Raw genomic sequence first — 18,639 nt, 5'->3', positions numbered from 1 at the left:
GCGGGATGGGCGCGTCGGTCACGGGATAGGGGTCGAGGCCTTCCGATGATGGAAGTTCTCACGCTCGCCATCCGGAAGACCTCAACGTGTTCAACGCTACCTTCGCTGCACCCGATCTGAGCACGTTCTGCCGACTCGATGAACTCGGTCTGGAAGCCATCGGTCAGGAGGTGAAGCCCGATGGTGCGGTGCTGGTTTGCGAGGTAGTGGAACCGGACTCGTGGTGCCGGCGCTGCGGAGCCCAAGGCGCTGCACGGGACATGGTGACCCGGCGCCTGGCGCACGAACCGTTCGGCTGGCGGCCAACGACGCTGCTGATCCGGGTCCGCCGCTACCGGTGCACCGGATGCGCTCACGTGTGGCGGCAGGACACCGCTAAGGCCGCCGAGCCGCGGGCGAAACTCTCCCGACGGGGCCTGCGCTGGGCGCTGGCCGGGATCGTGTGTCAACACCTCACCGTCGCCCGGGTCGCCGAGGGCCTTGGGGTGTCGTGGAATACCGCGAACACCGCGGTCCTGGCCGAGGGAAAGCGGGTCTTGATCGATGACCCGGACCGGTTCGACGGGGTGAAGGTGATCGGCGTCGATGAGCACGTGTGGCGGCATACCCGCCGCGGGGACAAGTACGTGACCGTCATCATCGATCTCACGCCGATTCGCGAAAAGACTGGGCCCTCAAGGTTGTTGGACATGGTCGAGGGCCGCTCAAAGGCCGTGTTCAAGCAGTGGTTAGCCAAACGCCCACAGGCGTGGCGGGACGGGGTGGAAGTCGTCGCCATGGACGGATTCACCGGCTTCAAAACCGCGGCCGCCGAGGAGCTTCCCAGCGCGGTGGCGGTCATGGACCCGTTCCACGTCGTCCGTCTCGCCGGGGACGCGTTGGATGGGTGCCGACGCCGGATCCAGCAAGCTACCTGCGGTCACCGCGGACGCAAGGGCGACCCGCTCTACAGCTCACGGCGGACCCTGCATACGGGGGCGGACCTGCTCACCGACAAACAGGAACAACGCCTCACCGACCTGTTCACCACGGACACTCACGTCCAAGTCGAGGCAACCTGGGGCATCTACCAGCGGATGATCGCTGCCTACCGGCACGAGGACCGGGCCCGAGGACACGAGTTGATGCAAGCACTTATCGAATCGGTCAGCGACGGTGTCCCGGCCGCGCTCACCGAGATCCGCACTCTGGGCCGGACCCTCAAACGCCGGGCCGCCGACGTCCTGGCGTACTTCGACCGGCCCGGCACCAGCAACGGACCCACCGAAGCCATGAACGGCCGCCTCGAACACCTCCGAGGCTCAGCCCTGGGCTTCCGCAATATCGCCAACTACATCGCCCGCTCACTCTTGGAAACCGGCGGCTTCAGACCCCGACTACACCCTCAATTATGAAGAGCCGGGTAACAATCAGAAGAGTAGGAGAGCCAATCCTCCTCGAATATAGCTCCGGGCTGGTGCGCGCGATAAAACGGCCTTCGGCATGAACCAACTAGTGGAACTACTTCAAACCTGGACAGCATCTATGGTGCCGCCCGCGGGATGTTGGAATCCAACTTGTCTAGTCTTGCTTGCGCACGTTTACTACACAGGCTTCAGAGGCCCGCGCATATCTTCAGGATGGGCGAGGTAGAATGCATTGTCCTCCCGCTCAGCGGCAATTAGGATCCATCGAGGACCATATGTGCAGCCGGGATACCCGCTCCGCCCGGTTCACGGCGGGTGCCTACCGACTATGATGCCAAGAAAGCCGCAAGTTTTTGTAGCATCCGAGGTGAGGCCGCCTCGCTGAAACTCCGGTTCTCCTCTGGACTTGCCCAACCCGCCCGCGGAGCAGCTTCGTATCGGAAGCCGCAAGGTCAAGGAATCAAAACTTATTGCCCGCAGCGTCCAGCCGCTCGGCGAACAGTGCGTCGCATCGGGCAAAAACATAATCCCATTCCGCCTGATCGGCGGTGGAAGGTTTCGCTACAGCTTTAGTCCGCAGCAATCCGCCGAGTCCTCCGTCCATTCGTATCGGGGGCCACTTAGCGGCTTCGATCTGGAAGTTATGAGTGGGACACTGGAGACCTTGATCGGTTATAAACCAAATGTCGGCAACAACCTCTCTCAGACGTCCCTTCAAGCGAATTTCGTCACTGTCGCGACGTCTAGAACGAACCGCTAAGGACAGCGCGCGAGTGAAACGCGTCGCCACTCGACCCCACGGAATGTTCAGAATTCCGGCCCCCGCCTTCGAAAGCGCTAATACAAGGTGGCGGGCGACATCCGTGAATTCCTCACTCGGTGACCAAGTAGATTCCAAAATTTCGTCACTATCAGTCAAAGTCGATTCGGCCCGAAGGACAAGGACATGTGAAGTCCCGACCGTCTCTCGATCGAACACATTATCAATATGCTTCAACGCGATAGAAAGAGTTACTTCGCCGGGATTATCAGTTGCTTGAATGAAGATTTCTTCACCGGCTAGCGCCCCCACCTCCACGGCCTGAGTAAGCAACCGGAAGACAGAGTCGTAGGCGAAATTCTGTTCCGCAGCATGCAGGGTTTCGTCCTGACGCTTCACTTCTTCTGCGACAGCGGCGCCTACACGGTCTTCCAAGGTGTCTAACCGTTCAGCCAATGGCGCTGCCTCCACTAGGGCAGCGGCTTTGGCTTCCTCCCGAACTTTACGAGTTAGAAGGGGCTCAAAAAGAGCTAGTAGACCCGCCGTTATGAAAGCAGTGCCAACATTAGTGATGACTGACTGAACAACAGGTAGGTCATTCTGATCGAGCCACAGCCATGGCGGCCACCCCTGAAATCCCCTCACGCCCACTAGGTACCGCGGGAAGAAGGCCAGAAGAGTGATCAGAAAACCGGTTAGGACCAGTCCAAGTACCCAGCCCCAATGAAATTGAGCGAACCACTTTCGAATGGCACCTGTCCTAGAGCGACGGGGCTTCTGCTCAGAATTGGCTGTATCGTCATTGGTTCCCAAACTTCCCCAATCGCTGATCATAGCTGCGCTCCTACAATACAAGGCGTGAACATACTTCAGCGATTCTCAGGACTGATCATCGTGGTCGGTGGCCACTCGCTCAAGCCTTCCTGCTGGCCTATCCTGATTCACCAGCAGCTCCCACGCTTCGGCCGCGACGACACGACGACCGGCCGCGGAGACCCCACGTAGAACATCATCAAGATGGAGGTCGGCGGCCGCCCTCGCCTGGTGTGCTTCTTATGGCACAACAGCGCCTTCGCTCCGAAAATCAAGGACCTAGCCACCTTGTATCCGGAGGACTTTCACCGCCTCAACAGACGGCACGTGGCTCCCGTGCCGCCTGACCGAAGCCCAAAACCCCTGTGAAATTCCATCCTCACATCCCCGCGGCTCGTTCGCTAAACAGTTCCGGGTTCCACGACCACCCCTGGACTGCAGATGACCCTGCGAAGCGCAGAACGAGGGCTCGTACATTACGACTCTGGCGAAGAGCGCTGAGTAGATCCTAGGCCGTAACATGCGGCCCATGCGCGGAGTAGCGACTAGACCATAAGCGGTCCCGCACAGTCCACGAGCGTCAACGACACCTCCTGCGCATGCCTGTGGCGGATGCACTAATTCGGGGTCTTACCGGATCGGGCCTACGGCCGTAACATCGGCCCCTCACCGCGAACCACTTGCACCGCACCTAGGCAGACCGCTTTGATCACTCTATGACGAGCGAATGGGTTTACGACCTAAAGGGCAAGGAAGTTGTGTTCACCGGGAACTTCGAAGGTTGCGTCAAAGCTGACCTCGCGAAAATCGCACGTGACCTTGGTGCCAGGAATGTGTCAGGCTGGGTCAACCAGTCAAGCACCGATCTGCTCGTCCGTGGTTTCAGCAAGGCCTGGAAATACGGGGACTACGGTGACCGGGAAAAGCAGGTGGCAGACATGCAGTCGTATGGTCACCACATCCAGCTCATCGATGAAAAGGGCTTCCATGGTCTCCGATCCGGCTTCCCCGCTCCAGCGCTGAAACCTCACTGGCCCAACACACTGGTGCGTGCCGCGGCAGAGGGCGGAGTGGTGGGTGCCCCGTATCAGCCTGGTGCTTTCGCCGGCCCGCTGCAGGGAAACGGTGAGCACTACCGGGACCCGGGCATCATGGAACGAGGGCTCAAGGCGCATTCGGCGACGCAGGACAAGCTAGCGGAGCTGATAGAGCTGCGTGGGCTCACGCCGCTGTCCCCATTCGACACGACCTGCAACTTCGATCTGGCATGGGAACGCGAGGACGGCTCCGTCGGCGTCGCCGAGGTCAAGAGCATCACCGAAGCGAACGAGGCCTTCCAAATCAGGCATGGACTCGGACAGGTACTGGACTACGGCCACCGGCTGACGGGCCGCGGCTTCCAGCCGCAGCTGTTCCTAGTCCTTGAAGCGAAACCCCAAGATGCAGTTCACTGGAAGCCACTGTGCGCTGAACATGGCGTCGTCCTGACGTGGGGTCCGTTGTTCCGTGATGTTTTCCGACGCGCGGCTGTCTTTTAAGTACACGTTTTTTGTACGTGTTCCATCAGAAGCGATGTCGCTCTGAACCGGACCCGGGTGAAGAGTTGCTGCCGATCCGTTGATTCACATTCAATTCCTACTGAACGTCATGAAGTTGATCATCGGCAGAACCACAGCCTTGCGCAAGGAAGAGACAAGTGAACACTAATTAGGTCGCCTGGCGACGCCGTTTTTGGGCGAGGCGTTCCTCAAATACGAGTCGTTCCAACCTGCGATGCCACTCGCTTCCACAGTGCTGGTTCAGAAGTCTGACGAGCGTATCCCCGTCGCAAAGGGACATCCTCGCAGGGCTGAACGAAGCAACCTCAGTTGCCGAAGCGTGGCCGGAGGTGAACCCAGAAGTTCCGACCACGACCCCTCGCGTTACCCGATCCATCTCAACTCGGCCTGTCAGAGCCGCTACAACGTCAGAGTTCACACGACCACGCCAATTTTTGCATTCGATAAAGACAACCTCTCCAGGTTTTCGAGCAATGACATCTTTGCCCCTGTCCTTCTGCAGCGGCGTAACTTCAACCTCGTAGCCCATTCGCCGATAAATGTGCGCCACGAGGAACTCGAACTCTCGCGGTCGCATCGCGAGGAGCAACTCGGTCAGGGATTCAGTCGATTGGCTACCTTGCAGAATGTAACGACTCCGAATCAACTCAACTGCGTCCGCCAGACCGCTGTAGCGCAGGTCTGGCAGGACCTGGGCATGAGCAAGTACATACGCATGGACTGCATCGATTGCCTCTTGGGGAAAATGGGGCAACAGGTCGAGGACCCAAGTGCAACCTTCCCAAGTCGGTAGAGGAGACTGTCCCGCCGCCCGTGCGATCAGACGCCGCTCGTACTCAGTGAATCGCGGAGACCAGCTCAAGTGATCGGCATCTTCCCTATCACCCGGTGACTCACGGTACTTCATGAAAGCAAGGTGCAGTCGATCGTGCTCCCTAATCGACCTAGAGCCTCCAAGGAACGTTCGCAGGATGTTCCGAACTTCTTCCTCAGGGCGGACCGCCGCTTCGGACAAATAGGCCGTTCGGACGTCGTCAGTAGGGAAAGTTATCACTAGGTAATCAGGGGAGGGCTGAGCAATCAGTCCACATTGGACTTTCAGCCACTCATCCAGTTCATAGGACGCCATTCGCCCAACTGTGCCATGGATTCGGGCAGTTGCCTTATAGCCGGACCAAAAGGATTAGCTGCCATGATGAACTTAGTCAGGCTAATGGTCCGGGGGTGTCAGCGGCCATGAAAAACTGCCCATAGGCGGCCACGGAACTGCCCACTGATGGCCAGTAAAACTGCCCGCCGGTGGCCATGGGATCTGCCCACTTCTTTACTGGATCGACCGCGCTTGCGCGGCGGGAGCCTCTTCCCGGGGTTTGATGACGGTGTCTAGTCGCACCAAAGTCGCCCGGGAAGAGGCCCAATTGAAGTCTGACGGAGAAATCATGGAAATACTTGCTGCTTATGATCTGACCGGGTCGTTGCGCGCTGCCGCGGAGCTTACGGGCTGTTCCCACCACACGGTCAACCGGCATGTTGGGGCGCGGAACGCGGGCCAGCCAATGGCCGAGCCGGTCTACCGGGGCCGTGTCACTGACGCGTTCCTGCCCAAGATCGAGGAATGGGTTGAGGCCTCCAAGGGCAAGATCCGCGCCGACAAAGCCCACGACAAACTCCGGGCCCTGGGCTATGAGGGTTCGGAACGCTCGACCCGCCGTGCTGTCGCCCAGGTGCGGGCGGCGTGGCGGCTGGGTCATGTCCGGGTGCACCGGCCCTGGATCACCGAGCCGGGGATGTGGCTTCAGTACGATTTCGGCGACGGCCCCCTGATCGAGGGGAGGAAGACCGTGTTGTTCGTGGCATGGCTGGCCTGGTCGCGGTTCAGGATCGTGATCGCTTTGCGGGACCGGACGGCGCCGAGTGTGTTCGCGGCATTGGACCGCACCTTCCGTGTCCTGGGCGGCGCGCCAACCTATGTCCTAACCGACAATGAGAAAACGGTCACCGTTTCCCATGTTGCCGGGGTCCCGGTGCGTAACCAGCAGACCGTGGACTTCGCCCGCCACTACGGTGTGACAGTGTTGACCTGCCAGCCGGCGGATCCTGCCTCCAAGGGCGGCGTGGAGGCATCGGTGAGGGTCGCTAAAGCCGACATCGTCCCCAAAGACACGAATCTGCGGGCCGAATACGCCTCCTTCGCGGAGATCGAAGCGGCGTGCCAAGTGTTCATGGACGAGGTCAACAACCGTGAGCACCGTGCCACCCGCCGCAAACCAGCGGTGATGCTAGCCGAGGAAGCACCCCGGCTGCACCGGATCCCGGACACCGCGCACACGGTCGCGTTCGGGCTCTCCCGGACGGTGCCGGAGAACACGCCGATGGTCACCTTCGAAAACGGCCAGTACTCCGTCCCGGCAGCCCTGCTCGGCGCGCGCGTATTCGTGCGCAGCCACGGCGCCGGACCCGGTGAGCAGGTCATCATCGTCCATCACGGCAGCGCCGGCCCGGTGGAAATCGCCCGGCACCAGCGGGCCCGCCCGGGCAGCCCCGCGATCAACGACGCCCACTTCCCTGATCACCGGCCGAAGATCCCAGGCGATTACGCGGTCAAGGCCCGCAACGCCGCGGAGGCGGAGTTCCTTGGCATCGGGGACGGCGCCCGCGCGTGGCTGCTCGAAGCCGCCGCCGCGGGCACGGCGCGGATGAACGTGAAGATGGCCGAAGCGGTGGCCTTGGCGAAGATCGCCGGGCAGGCCGACGTCGATCAGGCGTTGGGGACCGCGGCCGTCCATGGCCGCTTCGCGCACAAAGACCTGGCCTCAATCCTGACCGCCGGGGGCGCCCGCACCACGACCCACGCCGCGGACGAAACCCGGTCCTTGACCCAGGGCACGGCCGGGTGGGCGGCCATCGGACGTCCCCCCGGTGCCGGCCGTGGTGAGACCGGACTGGAGGAAAGCGCATGAGCCCGGTCCCGGTCACCGCGCCCGTCCTGCCGGCGGACCTGGAGGCGCTGATGCGGCAGCTGAAGATGCCCTACGCGCGGGCTCTGGCACCGGAGTTGATCGCGACCGCCCGTGCGCAACGCTGGGAACCGGCCGAGGTCATCAAGGCCCTCTTCACCGAGGAAGTCGCTGGCCGGTCCCGGTCCATGCTCGCCACCAGGCGTAAAGCCGCAGGGTTCCCGACCGGGAAGACCTTCGGCACCTGGGATCCCGCCGCGTCCTCAGTCCCGCTACCGACGCAGCAGGCGCTGCGGACACTGGAATGGATCGGGCGCAAGGAAAACGTTGTCATTTGCGGGCCCTCCGGCACCGGGAAAACGTTCTTCCTCGAAGCCCTCGGGCAGCAGGCCGTCGAGGCCGGCATGCGTGTGGCATGGTTCCGCCTTGAAGACCTCGGCGCGCTGATGCGCGCGCACCGCTCCGACGACAGCGTCACGAAAGTGGTCGCCAGGATCCTGCGCGCGGATTTAGTGGTGGTCGATGACATAGGGCTCCTGCCTGTCGGGACCGATGCCGCCGAGGGCCTCTACCGCCTTGTTGACGCAGCCTATGAGAAACGCTCCATCGCGGTCTCCTCGAATCTGCATCCCGCGGGCTTCGACGAGCTCATGCCCAAAACCCTCGCCACCGCGACGGTCGACCGGCTGCTGCACCACGCACACGTCTGCCAAACCACCGGGGAATCGATCCGCCTCAGCCAAGCCCTGGCCGGACAAGGAGTCACGCCAATGAGCTAAACAAATCCCGAACATGGCCAACGCCGCCGAATACCCGGTGGGCAGATCCAATGGCCATGACCGGGCAGTTTTCATGGCCACCAGCGGGCAGTAATGCTGGCCACCCGTGGGCACCTTTAACTGGCCCTTGACACGGGGGGACACAAGCGCTGTATTAGAGCCCGAAGGACGGCGTCTCGTGCCAGCATCCAACGTGTTCTAAACCTTTCGAATTGCAGAGCAAGCTGGGCTTCTCCGGAAGTTGTGATCGGTCGCTCAGCCGCCAGCAGTCACGCCCTCGAAGACATCGTCACGGTCCTCCACCCTGTCAATCGCGCGGCCACACCAGCATTAGACTTAGTTCCATAGAAAAGTTTCACGTCCTTGCAGGTTGGGCATTCCAATCCCTCCGTACCGTATTGCGGGCATGTGCCTCCCGGATCATTTCGCCCGACTTGTGGAGGAATGCTTTTGATTGATCTTCAGGGAAGATAGTTGAGTTTCCCGCTCGACGACGTCAACGCAGCGATCAGGGGGCCACTTAAGCTGGTAAATCTGATGGGGCTCCAAATTCGCTTTGAGTGTTACAAGTGAGATGCTGCCAGGATTCTCCGAGTTGTTCACGTAGCGAACGACTAGTCCTGTGACTGCAACCGCCGCCATCAGGGTATGACCTGGATCAAAGTGTTCCGCCTCCAAATACGTATCCGGACAGATTGAGACTTCAGATAGCAGTCTGACCTCATGCAGGTACCCCGACTTCGTTGTCTGCGCTCGCTCCATTGCCGCTTCCCTTGAACCGAGATGGACGGGTGTCTGGTTCGAATCCTCGAGAAAGGCGGAATCTGCTGAAGAATGCCACCAAGTACGTGAAACTACTGCAGGTAGACGATCCAATAAAGGAACATCTCGCTGGAGAATGCCTAGGTTTTCAGACATGTTTGCATTGCAAGTACCACATTCATTGGACGATGTATTAGAAGGAACAAAAGGAAGAAAGTGACCTCTACGGCAGAGATTCCCCGACATCCCCGGTGGCGCGATTCTAATCGAAGGCAAGACAATGGTGTCGGCCGTCGGCTCGCCGTCCTCAGTCTATGACCTGACCACTTTTAGAAGAGCCTGATCGTCCGGGATCGTGAACGTTTCCATACCGCGAGGGTACCGTTGACCCAACGATCGTTCCTCCTTGATCGTTGGGTCAAGACAGACATAGGTCCAATGCCTGCCTCACACAGCGAGATTCACGCGGTATTGGGCGACGCTGGCAAGCGCGCGCGATGTCCATCAATCCCTGCTTGCGCACCAACACCTATTACACAATCTTCCTTCGCAGCGCTTTAGCTTCGGTCCAAAAATCAATCGACGTTGGTCGTACTCGATCCTCATAGGTCCCCTGAAAGCATCGCTCATGAGTCCTCGGGCTCTCGGATGCTAAGGCTTTCACCGTGTCAGTAGACCAGACAGAGTGCCATATGCGTGGTGCTTAGTGCACGTCTTTTAGGAAGTGTCGCCTCGGCCACAGCGAAAACTATTCACCCATATGTTGAGTACACCGCCGCGGTCCCCTAGGTAAAGAGCCCCGTCGGTCGCGCATGTTCGTGGCGATTACTCGCTTAGGGCCTCAGCGATAGGCCTACCCACTTCGCGTTTCCCTAGGTAATACTCACCTTTGTGCGCTTCGGCGCCGTTGTCGACAGTCCAGCGGGACTCCAAGATTGCGTCGGTGGGTCTGTTTCGTTCAAAGAGCCCAGTGAGGTCGGGTTCGGCGGCGACGAGGTCGTTTCGGTCGGCGATGTTGACCCAGCGGCGGGCACCTTCCGGGTATCCGGGCGGTTGGGGTTGAAGTCGGTCATAGATGATGCTTCGCAATCCTAGGGGGCTGCCGAGGGTGACCAGTAGCGGCAACCGGGTGGGGAGGTGCTGGGCCACTATCTCGTAGGCCACCACTGACCCAAGGGAATGACCGACAATAACTTTCGTTTCCGGTCCCACATGGGCCAGGACACGGCTCTGGATTTCATCTCGCAGTGCCTGGTCGGTTAAGTATGCTGTGACCTGGCGCAGGGGTTTCTTCAAACGTTCCGCCACGGCCATGGCCCCGCCGCCGCCGAACCACGACAGTCGGGTGGCTGCGTTGATCATCACTCGGGCGGCTTCTTCCTTGATTCCCTGGGTTTCGTGGGTGGGGTTGAGGAAGCCGAGTTCACGGACCGCGGTCTTATGGTCCGGATGGTCCTCGCGTTCGGCGGCCCGTTGGAGCCACTCTGCGGTGACCGATTCAGCGACGGCATGTTCGAGGGAGCCCAGATCGTCGAGGTCGTCCCCGGACCCTTGCACGCCCGGGGTGAGGAACAGGTCCCCGTATGCGGCCATCCGCACCTCAATACGATCGCCGCTATGGCGGTTGCGCCAGATCCTGTCGGCCAGGTCAGCGTAACCTGCGACGCGGATCCCGCCAGCCAGAGCCGGAAGCCAACTTTCCTCAAGGCTGTCTGCAGTTTCCTGCTCCTGCGCCATGCCATGAACCAAAACAATCTCGGACACCGAAACCTCTCCGTGCAATAGTTCAAACGCCAGCGGATACTTATTCAGAATCTTATCCACCGTCGTTGTGGTCGTGATAGACAGTGTTCATGGGTTCCCGTCATGCACTTGTCGTGGGGTCGCAATGTGACTCTCTGCAAAATCAGCAATTGTCCTTCTTACCGGACCGTGCCCAGCGACTGCATCAGGTGCTGACGGACCCCCGGCTGGGTGACTGCGACCCAGCCGGCAGCACGCTTGTCCTCGACCCGACGATGGCGGAACTGAAGACGGAAGTGAAAGCCGCGGTGACCCGGGCGGCGGGGACAAAAGCGACCTTGGTGTTGGCGTTCATCGGTCACGCGGAGATCAATACGAACAAAGCATCCGCGCCGCTATTTCTGCTTCCCAAGGATGGCGATCCCCGCGACCTTGACGATGACAGCGCCTACGAGATCGGGCGTCGGCTGGGCAACATGAGCTTGGGAAGCCTAGATGGCCTGATTCTCATCCTGGATGTTTGCCACGCGGGCCTTGGAGTGACAGACGTGATCAAGAACGGCCTCGACCTGAAGGACCAGGTCCGGCTGGAACTCCTCGCTGGCACCTATGATCGGGAAGCCCGCAACGGCTGTTTCTCCCAGTCGTTGATTAGTCTCATGGAATCGGGACAGCCGGACCTATCGGTGGACTACCTAGACATTCGGCATGCCGCAAACTACGGAAACGACACGTGTCATGCCGTTCAAGACCCTCCCATCTACATCGGCTCAGGGATGGGACAAAACACCAGCGATCCCGGGCTGTGGATAACCCGGAATATCGCCTCCCCCAATTTCTGGCCCCTTTCAGGCACCGCCGAAGGGGCACTGGCGGTAACGCTGACCCAATCCTTTCAGATAACACACGACCTGGAACGCGTCATGCGAGCTTTGGCCGAGCAACGCCTAGTGGTCATTCAGGGCGATGGAGGCTCGGGTAAGTCCGCCCTCGTGGCGGCTCTGGCTCGCCCGGAACTCGTACCGGAGCTGTCGAAGCAGTATCTTTCCGCTGTGGCTTTCACTGCCTTGTCTCCTACTCTGGCTGCACTGGCTGAAAGCATTGGCAAACAGCTAGAACACAGAGCAGGTTTTGACGACGCCGTTACCGTCTACAACAACGGCTTCACCCCCCAGGACCTTGACCGCCAACCCGCATTGGAGCGACTAGTATTCGGTCCGTTATCCCGTATGAAGGTCCCATTGGGAAATCGGATTCGCTTGGCAATCGACGGTATTGACCAGCTCGAACCCTCAGTGCGCAACGAACTAATCTCAACCCTCGTGAATACCAGCCTTGACGACCGGCTCGAACGCCTGAGCATTCTCCTGAACACCAGGGGGGAAGGAACAGAAAAACTCTCGGAAGACCCAATCATCCTTGTCCGGCCGGGCACGGATGAAATTGCCGAGTATCTTGCAGCTCAGGGGCTCCCGACGTCGCTCGCTGCCGACATCACAGCACACTCCTCCACGTGGCTCGAAGCACGGCTCCTGACCGACGTCATGTCGACTATTGGGAACGAGTCAGTCAAAGATGCTGTCACCCTAAGTGATCTCTACCAACGGTTGTTCTCATCAATCACCGGCGAGGACACAACGGAGACGAAAACTACATTGGCGGTGCTTGCGGCCGCCGGTAGCGGGCCCGTTATGCCCATCCGTGTCGCAGTTGAAGCATGCTCACGTCTTGGAGGCGCCGCAGATGAAGCGCGGTTCCGCGACACACTGAAGACGCTGGGCGGTCTCGCCACCCGCGCTGACCCCGGGACATCTGACGAACACGTCGGCCTCTTCCACGACACCCTAGTCCAGCAAGTCCACCAACAAGACCGCTGGCCTGTAGCGACCCTCCAGGCGCACCAAACAATCCTCGAAACGCTCGAAACCATGAGCGATCCTGCCTCAAGCGCCTACCGCCGCCGCCACGCGGCCGAACACCTCTGGGCCCTCGAACGACATAAAGAAGCCCTCTCACTAGTCTTCGCAGGCTTAGGGCACCGGGCCGCAGACAACCGCGACCTCCTGCAGACCTGGCTCAACCGGGCCAAGGACACTCTGCCACCCGACAACATCGACCTGCTACGCCTCATCGGCAACCTCGCCACCTGGACCGGGCGGTCCGGGGACGCCACCGGTGCCATCAACCAGTTCCGTGAACTCCTCGAAGCCCGGCTGCGGGTGCTGGGCCCGGACCACCCCAACACCCTGATCACCCGTAACAACCTCGCCTCATGGACCGGGGAATCCGGGGACACCGCCGGCGCCATCAACCAGTTCCGTGAACTCCTCGAAGCCCGGCTGCGGGTGCTGGGCCCGGCCCACCCCAACACCCTGATCACCCGTAACAACCTCGCCTCCTGGACCGGGGAATCCGGGGACACCACCGGTGCCATCACCCAGTCCCGTGAACTCCTCGAAGCCCAACTACGGGTACTGGGCCCGGACCACCCCGACACCCTGACCACCCGTAACAACCTCGCCTCCTGGACCGGGGAATCCGGGGACACCACCGGTGCCATCACCCAGTTCCGCGAACTCCTCGAAGCCCAACTACGGGTACTGGGCCCGGACCACCCCGACACCCTGACCACCCGTAACAACCTCGCCTCCTGGACCGGGGAATCCGGGGACACCACCGGTGCCATCACCCAGTTCCGCGAACTCCTCGAAGCCCAACTACGGGTACTGGGCCCGGACCACCCCAGCACCCTGACCACCCGTAACAACCTCGCGTTCTGGGCCGGGAGATCCGGGGACACCGCCGGCGCCATCAACCAGTTCCGCGAACTCCTCGAAGCCCATTCGCGGGTGCTCGGCCCGGACCACCCCAACACCCTGATCACCCGTAACAACCTCGCCTCCTGGACCGGGGAATCCGGGGACAACGCCGGCGCCATCACCCAGTTCCGCGAACTCCTCGAAGCCCAACTACGGGTACTGGGCCCGGACCACCCCGACACCCTGACCACCCGCAACAACCTCGCCTCCTGGACCGGGGAATCCGGGGGCAACGCCGGCACCATCACCCAGTTCCGCGAACTCCTCGAAACCCAACTACGGGTACTGGGCCCGGACCACCCCAACACCCTGATCACCCGCAACAACCTCGCCTCCTGCACCCGAAAGTCCGGGGACAACGCCGGCGCCATCACCCAGTTCCGCGAACTCCTCGAAGCCCAACTACGGGTACTGGGCCCGAACCACCCCAACACCCTGGCCACCCGCATCAACCTCGCCTTCTTGGTCCGGGACTCAGGCGACACCGCCGGACTCAACCCGTAACAATCGCTGACAGTTGCCGACGATGGTTAGGTTACGAGCTGCTTGTAAGTCTGGGCGCCGGGCACTCGTTGCAACGCCTGACGATTGGAAATTCCAGTAAGACCACCATGGTGAAGAACCTTATCCGCCGAAGCTCAAGTGCAGGCGGTGAGTGCTGACGAGGAGATATGAAAACCAAGGACAAGGACCGGCTACACAGCGATGCTTGAAGCTCGCGAAACAGCCCGCAGCGTTATCGAGCCCTGTAGCGCGCATCTGTGCGGCGTCGAGACACCCCAAAACTGCTCCGCCAAAAATAAACCGAGTGAGCAGTTATTATCTCTGAAGCGGAGCGAACTGGCGCGGCGCGGGTACACGTCTTTTGAGAAGTCCCGCATCAGTTGAAGACTTCACCTAAACAGGAGTTGGTCTGGTCGAGGCGGCTGATCTGACCGCCCGCTAGGTGGTGCGCATAGAGTCAGATTGAACCACCTAGCTTCCGGGTATCGCCGAAATCGTCCCCTCCCCATTACCTTTTTCGTAGCCCGTTTCTGTTGCAGGATGTGGATGCACTGGCCTGCTTACCCCGGCATGATTGCCGCCCCAGTCGCTCATGATCTGGGGTGTCGCCGGGGTTGGAAGGTGCCAGCGAGACCGTTCATAGAGGCAGGACAGATCCAAGGTCGTGCGTACCGTGGATACCGGGCTCTGACACCGTGGACAGTCCAGCACGGGACTACCAGCTGCTGCGACTGACCAGGACTTGCTGGATCTTGTACTGGCCGTTACCTCCCACGCGAAGGGCTCCCACCAGAATTCCATCATGGTCGAGCACCCGGGCGGTTCAGTGAGCTTCGAACGTGCCGACACTCTCTGCCCTTGGCCGAAGCCGGCCCAGGCGTTCCGGATTATCGACGGCAGCAAACTGAGCAGTGCCCGTAATTCGGCACTAGGCTGGTATTTCGCGCCGGAACCCGGCCAGCTGATACACCTCATGGAGGCTCAACGTGGAAAACGTTTGGAGTTTCGCAAGCAAGGTCAATCCCGGTCCCGGGGACCTCGAGCGGCAGTCGCTGGATCTCGACTGGTCCCTCAATTTGGACAGCCTTGGCGATGACTTCGACCCGAACGATGTAACCGCTCACGACCTCTTCGGAAAATGGGTGAAGCAGGTAGCCGACGCCGGCGAGGACCTTCCGATCGGATGGATGATCCCGAGCCTGAGCGAGGCCGCCCCATTCACCGGAGAGGACGAGGATTTCCTCACCTACTACCGATGGCCGATGCACTCCGAAACGGGAAAGCGGCTCAACTGGCTGACCCTGTCCCTTGTCGACAAGGCACCGGGCGACCACGGCTGGTTCATTCAGGGAGTCACCGGCTGGAAGCCGTCCGCGCTGCAGCGAATCGTTCACCTTCCAACCCTGCTGTCCGCCACCGGCTGGCGGTAAACGCGAAAGGCCGGGATTCTCCGCAAATGGAGTCGATCCCGGCCTCAGCTCCAAGGGCTGTAAGACGGTTACGGCCGCCTTGTACTCCGCGTTCCCGATCAGTTCCAGGAACGCCTCAGTGAAGCGCATCGGGATGGTGAGTGGGCGGTTGCCTGTGTGCTTTCTCATGTGCGTGGAGTCCGGGGACTCCATCATCGCCCGAAATGATCTAGTGTGGGCGGTCCAGACATCGCGGCGGAGCGGCCAGCAGCAACGACGGCTAGTTCAGGCGGCGGGGATTTCGTCTCTATCAGTTCGCCGGGGCATGGACGCGTCCGGAAATGGTCGCAGATGGTGCCTGGCGTATGGAGAAGTTTTCCTATGAAGAAAGTTATTGGGCCCCTTACCCTTACCGCTGCCCTTGCCCTCACTGGATGTGGTGGAGCTGAAAACAGCGCCACGCCTGCCAGCAACGGCGACACCGCCGTTGAGGAAGCGCCCGAGGATTTTGACCTGACAGGGACGTGGACGCAGAGCAACTCAAACAGCGAGGATTCCTACCAGCAGGCGACCATTACCGATGACACGATCAGCATCGATTGGGTCTCCGATGGAGGCGACACGACCGCGATCTACTGGATCGGTACTTTTGAGGAGCCGGCCGACGCTGAGGAGACGTTCGCGTGGACATCGATCAGGGATGCCGAAGCCACCGATATGGCTATCTTGGCTGCAACCTCAGATGACAAGGAGTTCACCTACGAGGGGGACACGATCACGTATGAGGTCAGCGCACTCGGTACTACGACTAAGGTGGCTCTTCGCGGTTCGTGGTGATTTCCGCTGCTGAGGAGATGTTCAGGCCGCTGTTCTAGCGGCGCTTCTCAATAGGATACGGGTTTTGTAGTTGGAGTTGTTCACGAAACCTCGTCCGGTCCTTTTGATGTTCTTGATCGCAGTGTTGTTGGCCTCGACCTTCGCCGTGGTCGCGCCGGTGACGACGAGGACTTCGATCTCGTTCCACCACCGGCAGACCGTGCGGTAGAGCCTTCTGGCCTCGGGCTGACCTGCCCGGTCGACCAGTCTTGCGAGCTCGGTCTTCGCCGCGGAGGCCTCAGCGATCGACCCAGTGCGCAGCAGTGCCCGGAGCTGTTCCTTCACCTCCCAGACGGCCTGCAGCCCGCCGCTGGGATCATCAACGGCGAAGACCACCTCAAGACGGTTCCGACCCCGGTCCGAAAGCCGTTCCGCACCCTTCAGCAGCAGTCTCCTGTTTGCCCACACAGGGTCGGTGGCCCGCCCGCGCCGGCCCTTGGCTTCCTGGCAGAGGCGTTGGCGGACCTCGGTGACCATAGCGTTCGCGAGCATGCCCAGGTGAAACGCGTCGACGCTGACAGCGGTGCGGGGCAACCACATCCGTAGCGCCTTGCGGAACGCCGCAGACGGGTCGATCGCGACGACCTGCACGCCGAGCCAGTGGGCGGGCCTTGAGCCAATCCCCAACACCGGTGCTGTCGCGTCCGTCGACGACGCCCAGGACCTGCCCGGTGTCCAAATCGACGAGGGTGGACATCCACGGCTCGTACCGGGTCCAGGCTTTCGTGGCCGGGTCCTGGAAGAACCGCACAGACCGGAACCGGTGCTCATCAATACCCAACCTGACCGGCGCCAGGGAGTCCACATCAGGTAGTTTCACCACCGCAGCATCCAACGCCCGCTGGACCAGCCACCAGGACACACCAAACGCAGAGGCGGTCTCCGACGCGGCACGCCCGGACCCGATCACCGCATCGGTCAGGGCCTCCCGCAGCCTCGCCGTGGACCGCGAGTATGCAGGCACCTGCGGGGTCGCCTCAGCGAAGGTCGTCCGGGCGCATTCGGTCTCGTCGCAGAAGAACCGGCGTTTGGACCAGATGACCTCCACCGGGCCGGCGATCCGGATGTCACGAATCCGCTGGAACCGGCGCGAGTGCCGGCGGGCACTGATCACCCCGCAGGCCCTGCAGCCAGCTTCCAGGACTGACTCGACCCGGATTCTGCGCCGCCCGCAGGCAAGGACCTCCGCGCTAGTGACCCGGTAACCGGGAAGGTTGAAAACAGTAGTGGCAGCGTCGGTACGCATGGCAGTAGGCTCGATCAAGGCTCGTGGTTCCTGTCAGTGATGAATGCGTCAAGAACATCCATCCCAGCAGGGCCACGAGCCCCTATACGTCTACGACACGAACCCGGCTTTCACCACGAACCACGGAGAGCCACTAAGGTCGAGCTGACTAAGGATTAACCCACGGCAAGTGGCAACGACAACGCCGAGGTGGCATGTCCGCCCCGGCGTTGCTCATGCCGGATCGATCTCCACAACGGACACCACGTTTGGTGCGGTGCGAGTTGAACTCGGCCTTCCGGTGCTCGCGCATGTTGATCAGGGACGCGCAAATGCCCGTCGAGATTCACAAGGTTCATAGACATTCACAATGTTTCACATGCCGCCAGGTTGGCTCCAACTCAGCGATCGGAGAACGACTCTGCGGTCTCGATGGTCGCAGCGAATCTGTTGCTATGATCCCAACTATGAATACTTCTGGATTGATCGACCCACATTTGTCAGCGGTTGTACAAGCAGCAGAGAACGGCGCAGTACTTCAACGCGTTGTTGTCGTCTGTGGCTCCACTTTATACGTAGGAATACCAGTGTCAACAGCCAAGTTCACTCACACAAATTTGACTGAGTTTGGAGTGGAATTTTTTAAGGATGCCGGTAACTGGAAAACGCCACGTCAGGAAAAGGAAGCCATAGCAGATCAAAGAGCAAATGAAGTGATTAGAGCTATTTCCCCTGAAGACAGCACACCGACAATGGATGTTCTTTCGCTGTGCCCGGCTCAGGTGCTGCCCGCGGGTATGGCTAGCTACGAAGTCCCAGCAGTTCGGGTCAACCTCCACCAGGTCGATTCTTGGTGGGTTGCACCCTTCGTTGAGCATCCAGCGAAGTTCCGAGGCGGTGGAGTAGGAGTCAGCTTCTAGCTCGTCAAACCCCCGCGCCAACAAACCAAAAGAAAGCACAGCAGCAGCTCAGTGTAGTCGTGCTCGGATTACACCACTGGCGTGACTTCAAGCAGGCGGGGATGATC

At 60.6% G+C, this 18,639-nt stretch carries 14 protein-coding genes and 1 pseudogene; 9 read left to right on the top strand and 6 right to left on the bottom strand.

The genetic code is table 11. The features are described 5' to 3' along the window. The first annotated feature begins 86 nt into the window (after positions 1–86). A complete protein-coding gene (locus H4V95_RS05695; RefSeq protein ID WP_209729238.1) occupies positions 87–1,394 on the top strand; it encodes an ISL3 family transposase in 1,308 nt (435 codons plus the stop codon). 472 nt (positions 1,395–1,866) lie between these two features. On the opposite strand, the gene H4V95_RS05690 is transcribed toward H4V95_RS05695, so the two are convergent. Beyond that, positions 1,867–3,000, bottom strand: a complete 1,134-nt coding sequence (locus H4V95_RS05690; RefSeq protein WP_209729259.1) for a hypothetical protein — start codon at positions 2,998–3,000, stop codon at positions 1,867–1,869. Between the two features lie 24 nt (positions 3,001–3,024). Here H4V95_RS05690 and H4V95_RS05685 point away from each other — a divergent pair, with 24 nt between their 5' ends. Both H4V95_RS05685 and H4V95_RS05680 read left to right on the top strand, forming a co-directional pair. Continuing rightward, a complete protein-coding gene (locus H4V95_RS05685; RefSeq protein WP_209729257.1) occupies positions 3,025–3,171 on the top strand; it encodes a hypothetical protein in 147 nt (48 codons plus the stop codon). A 524-nt stretch (positions 3,172–3,695) separates the two neighbouring features. Continuing rightward, entirely contained in the window at positions 3,696–4,517 is an 822-nt protein-coding gene (locus tag H4V95_RS05680; RefSeq protein WP_209729254.1) for a hypothetical protein, read from the top strand. 169 nt (positions 4,518–4,686) lie between these two features. Here the strand turns inward: H4V95_RS05680 and H4V95_RS18885 are convergent, their stop codons facing one another. Further along, a complete protein-coding gene (locus H4V95_RS18885) occupies positions 4,687–5,115 on the bottom strand; it encodes a restriction endonuclease (protein ID WP_395939865.1) in 429 nt (142 codons plus the stop codon). An 841-nt stretch (positions 5,116–5,956) separates the two neighbouring features. Here H4V95_RS18885 and istA point away from each other — a divergent pair. Next, positions 5,957–7,498 carry an IS21 family transposase gene (istA, locus tag H4V95_RS05670; RefSeq protein WP_209729250.1) on the top strand — a complete coding sequence of 514 codons (1,542 nt, stop codon included), beginning with the start codon at positions 5,957–5,959 and terminating at the stop codon, positions 7,496–7,498. Then, positions 7,495–8,274, top strand: a complete 780-nt coding sequence (gene istB / locus H4V95_RS05665; protein ID WP_209728298.1) for an IS21-like element helper ATPase IstB — start codon at positions 7,495–7,497, stop codon at positions 8,272–8,274. Before istA ends, istB begins: the two co-directional genes overlap by 4 nt. A gap of 420 nt (positions 8,275–8,694) precedes the next feature. On the opposite strand, the gene H4V95_RS05660 is transcribed toward istB, so the two are convergent. Then, positions 8,695–9,192 carry a hypothetical protein gene (locus H4V95_RS05660; RefSeq protein ID WP_209729248.1) on the bottom strand — a complete coding sequence of 166 codons (498 nt, stop codon included), beginning with the start codon at positions 9,190–9,192 and terminating at the stop codon, positions 8,695–8,697. A gap of 669 nt (positions 9,193–9,861) precedes the next feature. After that, a complete protein-coding gene (locus H4V95_RS05655) occupies positions 9,862–10,860 on the bottom strand; it encodes an alpha/beta fold hydrolase (RefSeq protein ID WP_209729246.1) in 999 nt (332 codons plus the stop codon). A gap of 89 nt (positions 10,861–10,949) precedes the next feature. Between H4V95_RS05655 and H4V95_RS05650 the strand changes: the two genes are divergently transcribed. The 3 genes from H4V95_RS05650 (at position 10,950) to H4V95_RS05640 (ending at position 16,348) form a co-directional block, all read left to right on the top strand. Next, complete coding sequence (locus tag H4V95_RS05650) at positions 10,950–14,102, top strand: tetratricopeptide repeat protein (RefSeq protein ID WP_209729244.1); 3,153 nt, start codon at positions 10,950–10,952, stop codon at positions 14,100–14,102. A 986-nt stretch (positions 14,103–15,088) separates the two neighbouring features. Beyond that, complete coding sequence (locus H4V95_RS05645; RefSeq protein WP_312883955.1) at positions 15,089–15,532, top strand: hypothetical protein; 444 nt, start codon at positions 15,089–15,091, stop codon at positions 15,530–15,532. A 360-nt stretch (positions 15,533–15,892) separates the two neighbouring features. After that, positions 15,893–16,348, top strand: coding sequence for a hypothetical protein (locus tag H4V95_RS05640; RefSeq protein WP_209729242.1), 456 nt, complete (start codon positions 15,893–15,895; stop codon positions 16,346–16,348). 21 nt (positions 16,349–16,369) lie between these two features. On the opposite strand, the gene H4V95_RS18245 is transcribed toward H4V95_RS05640, so the two are convergent. Continuing rightward, positions 16,370–17,014 (bottom strand): transposase, encoded by a 645-nt coding sequence (locus H4V95_RS18245; RefSeq protein WP_245345583.1) that lies wholly within the window; start codon positions 17,012–17,014, stop codon positions 16,370–16,372. A gap of 253 nt (positions 17,015–17,267) precedes the next feature. After that, a pseudogene (locus H4V95_RS18240) lies at positions 17,268–17,633 on the bottom strand (transposase family protein); the annotation flags it as partial. A 446-nt stretch (positions 17,634–18,079) separates the two neighbouring features. On the opposite strand from H4V95_RS18240, the gene H4V95_RS05630 reads away from it, so the two are divergent. Then, the gene (locus H4V95_RS05630) at positions 18,080–18,532 is read left to right on the top strand and encodes a hypothetical protein (protein ID WP_209729240.1); all 453 of its coding nucleotides are present in this window, start codon (positions 18,080–18,082) and stop codon (positions 18,530–18,532) included. The last annotated feature ends 107 nt before the right edge of the window (positions 18,533–18,639 follow it).

The organism is Arthrobacter sp. CAN_C5 (genome assembly GCF_017875735.1).
In the GTDB taxonomy this organism is placed as follows: Bacteria; Actinomycetota; Actinomycetes; order Actinomycetales; family Micrococcaceae; genus Arthrobacter_D.
This window is presented reverse-complemented; position numbering and strand designations above follow the sequence as displayed.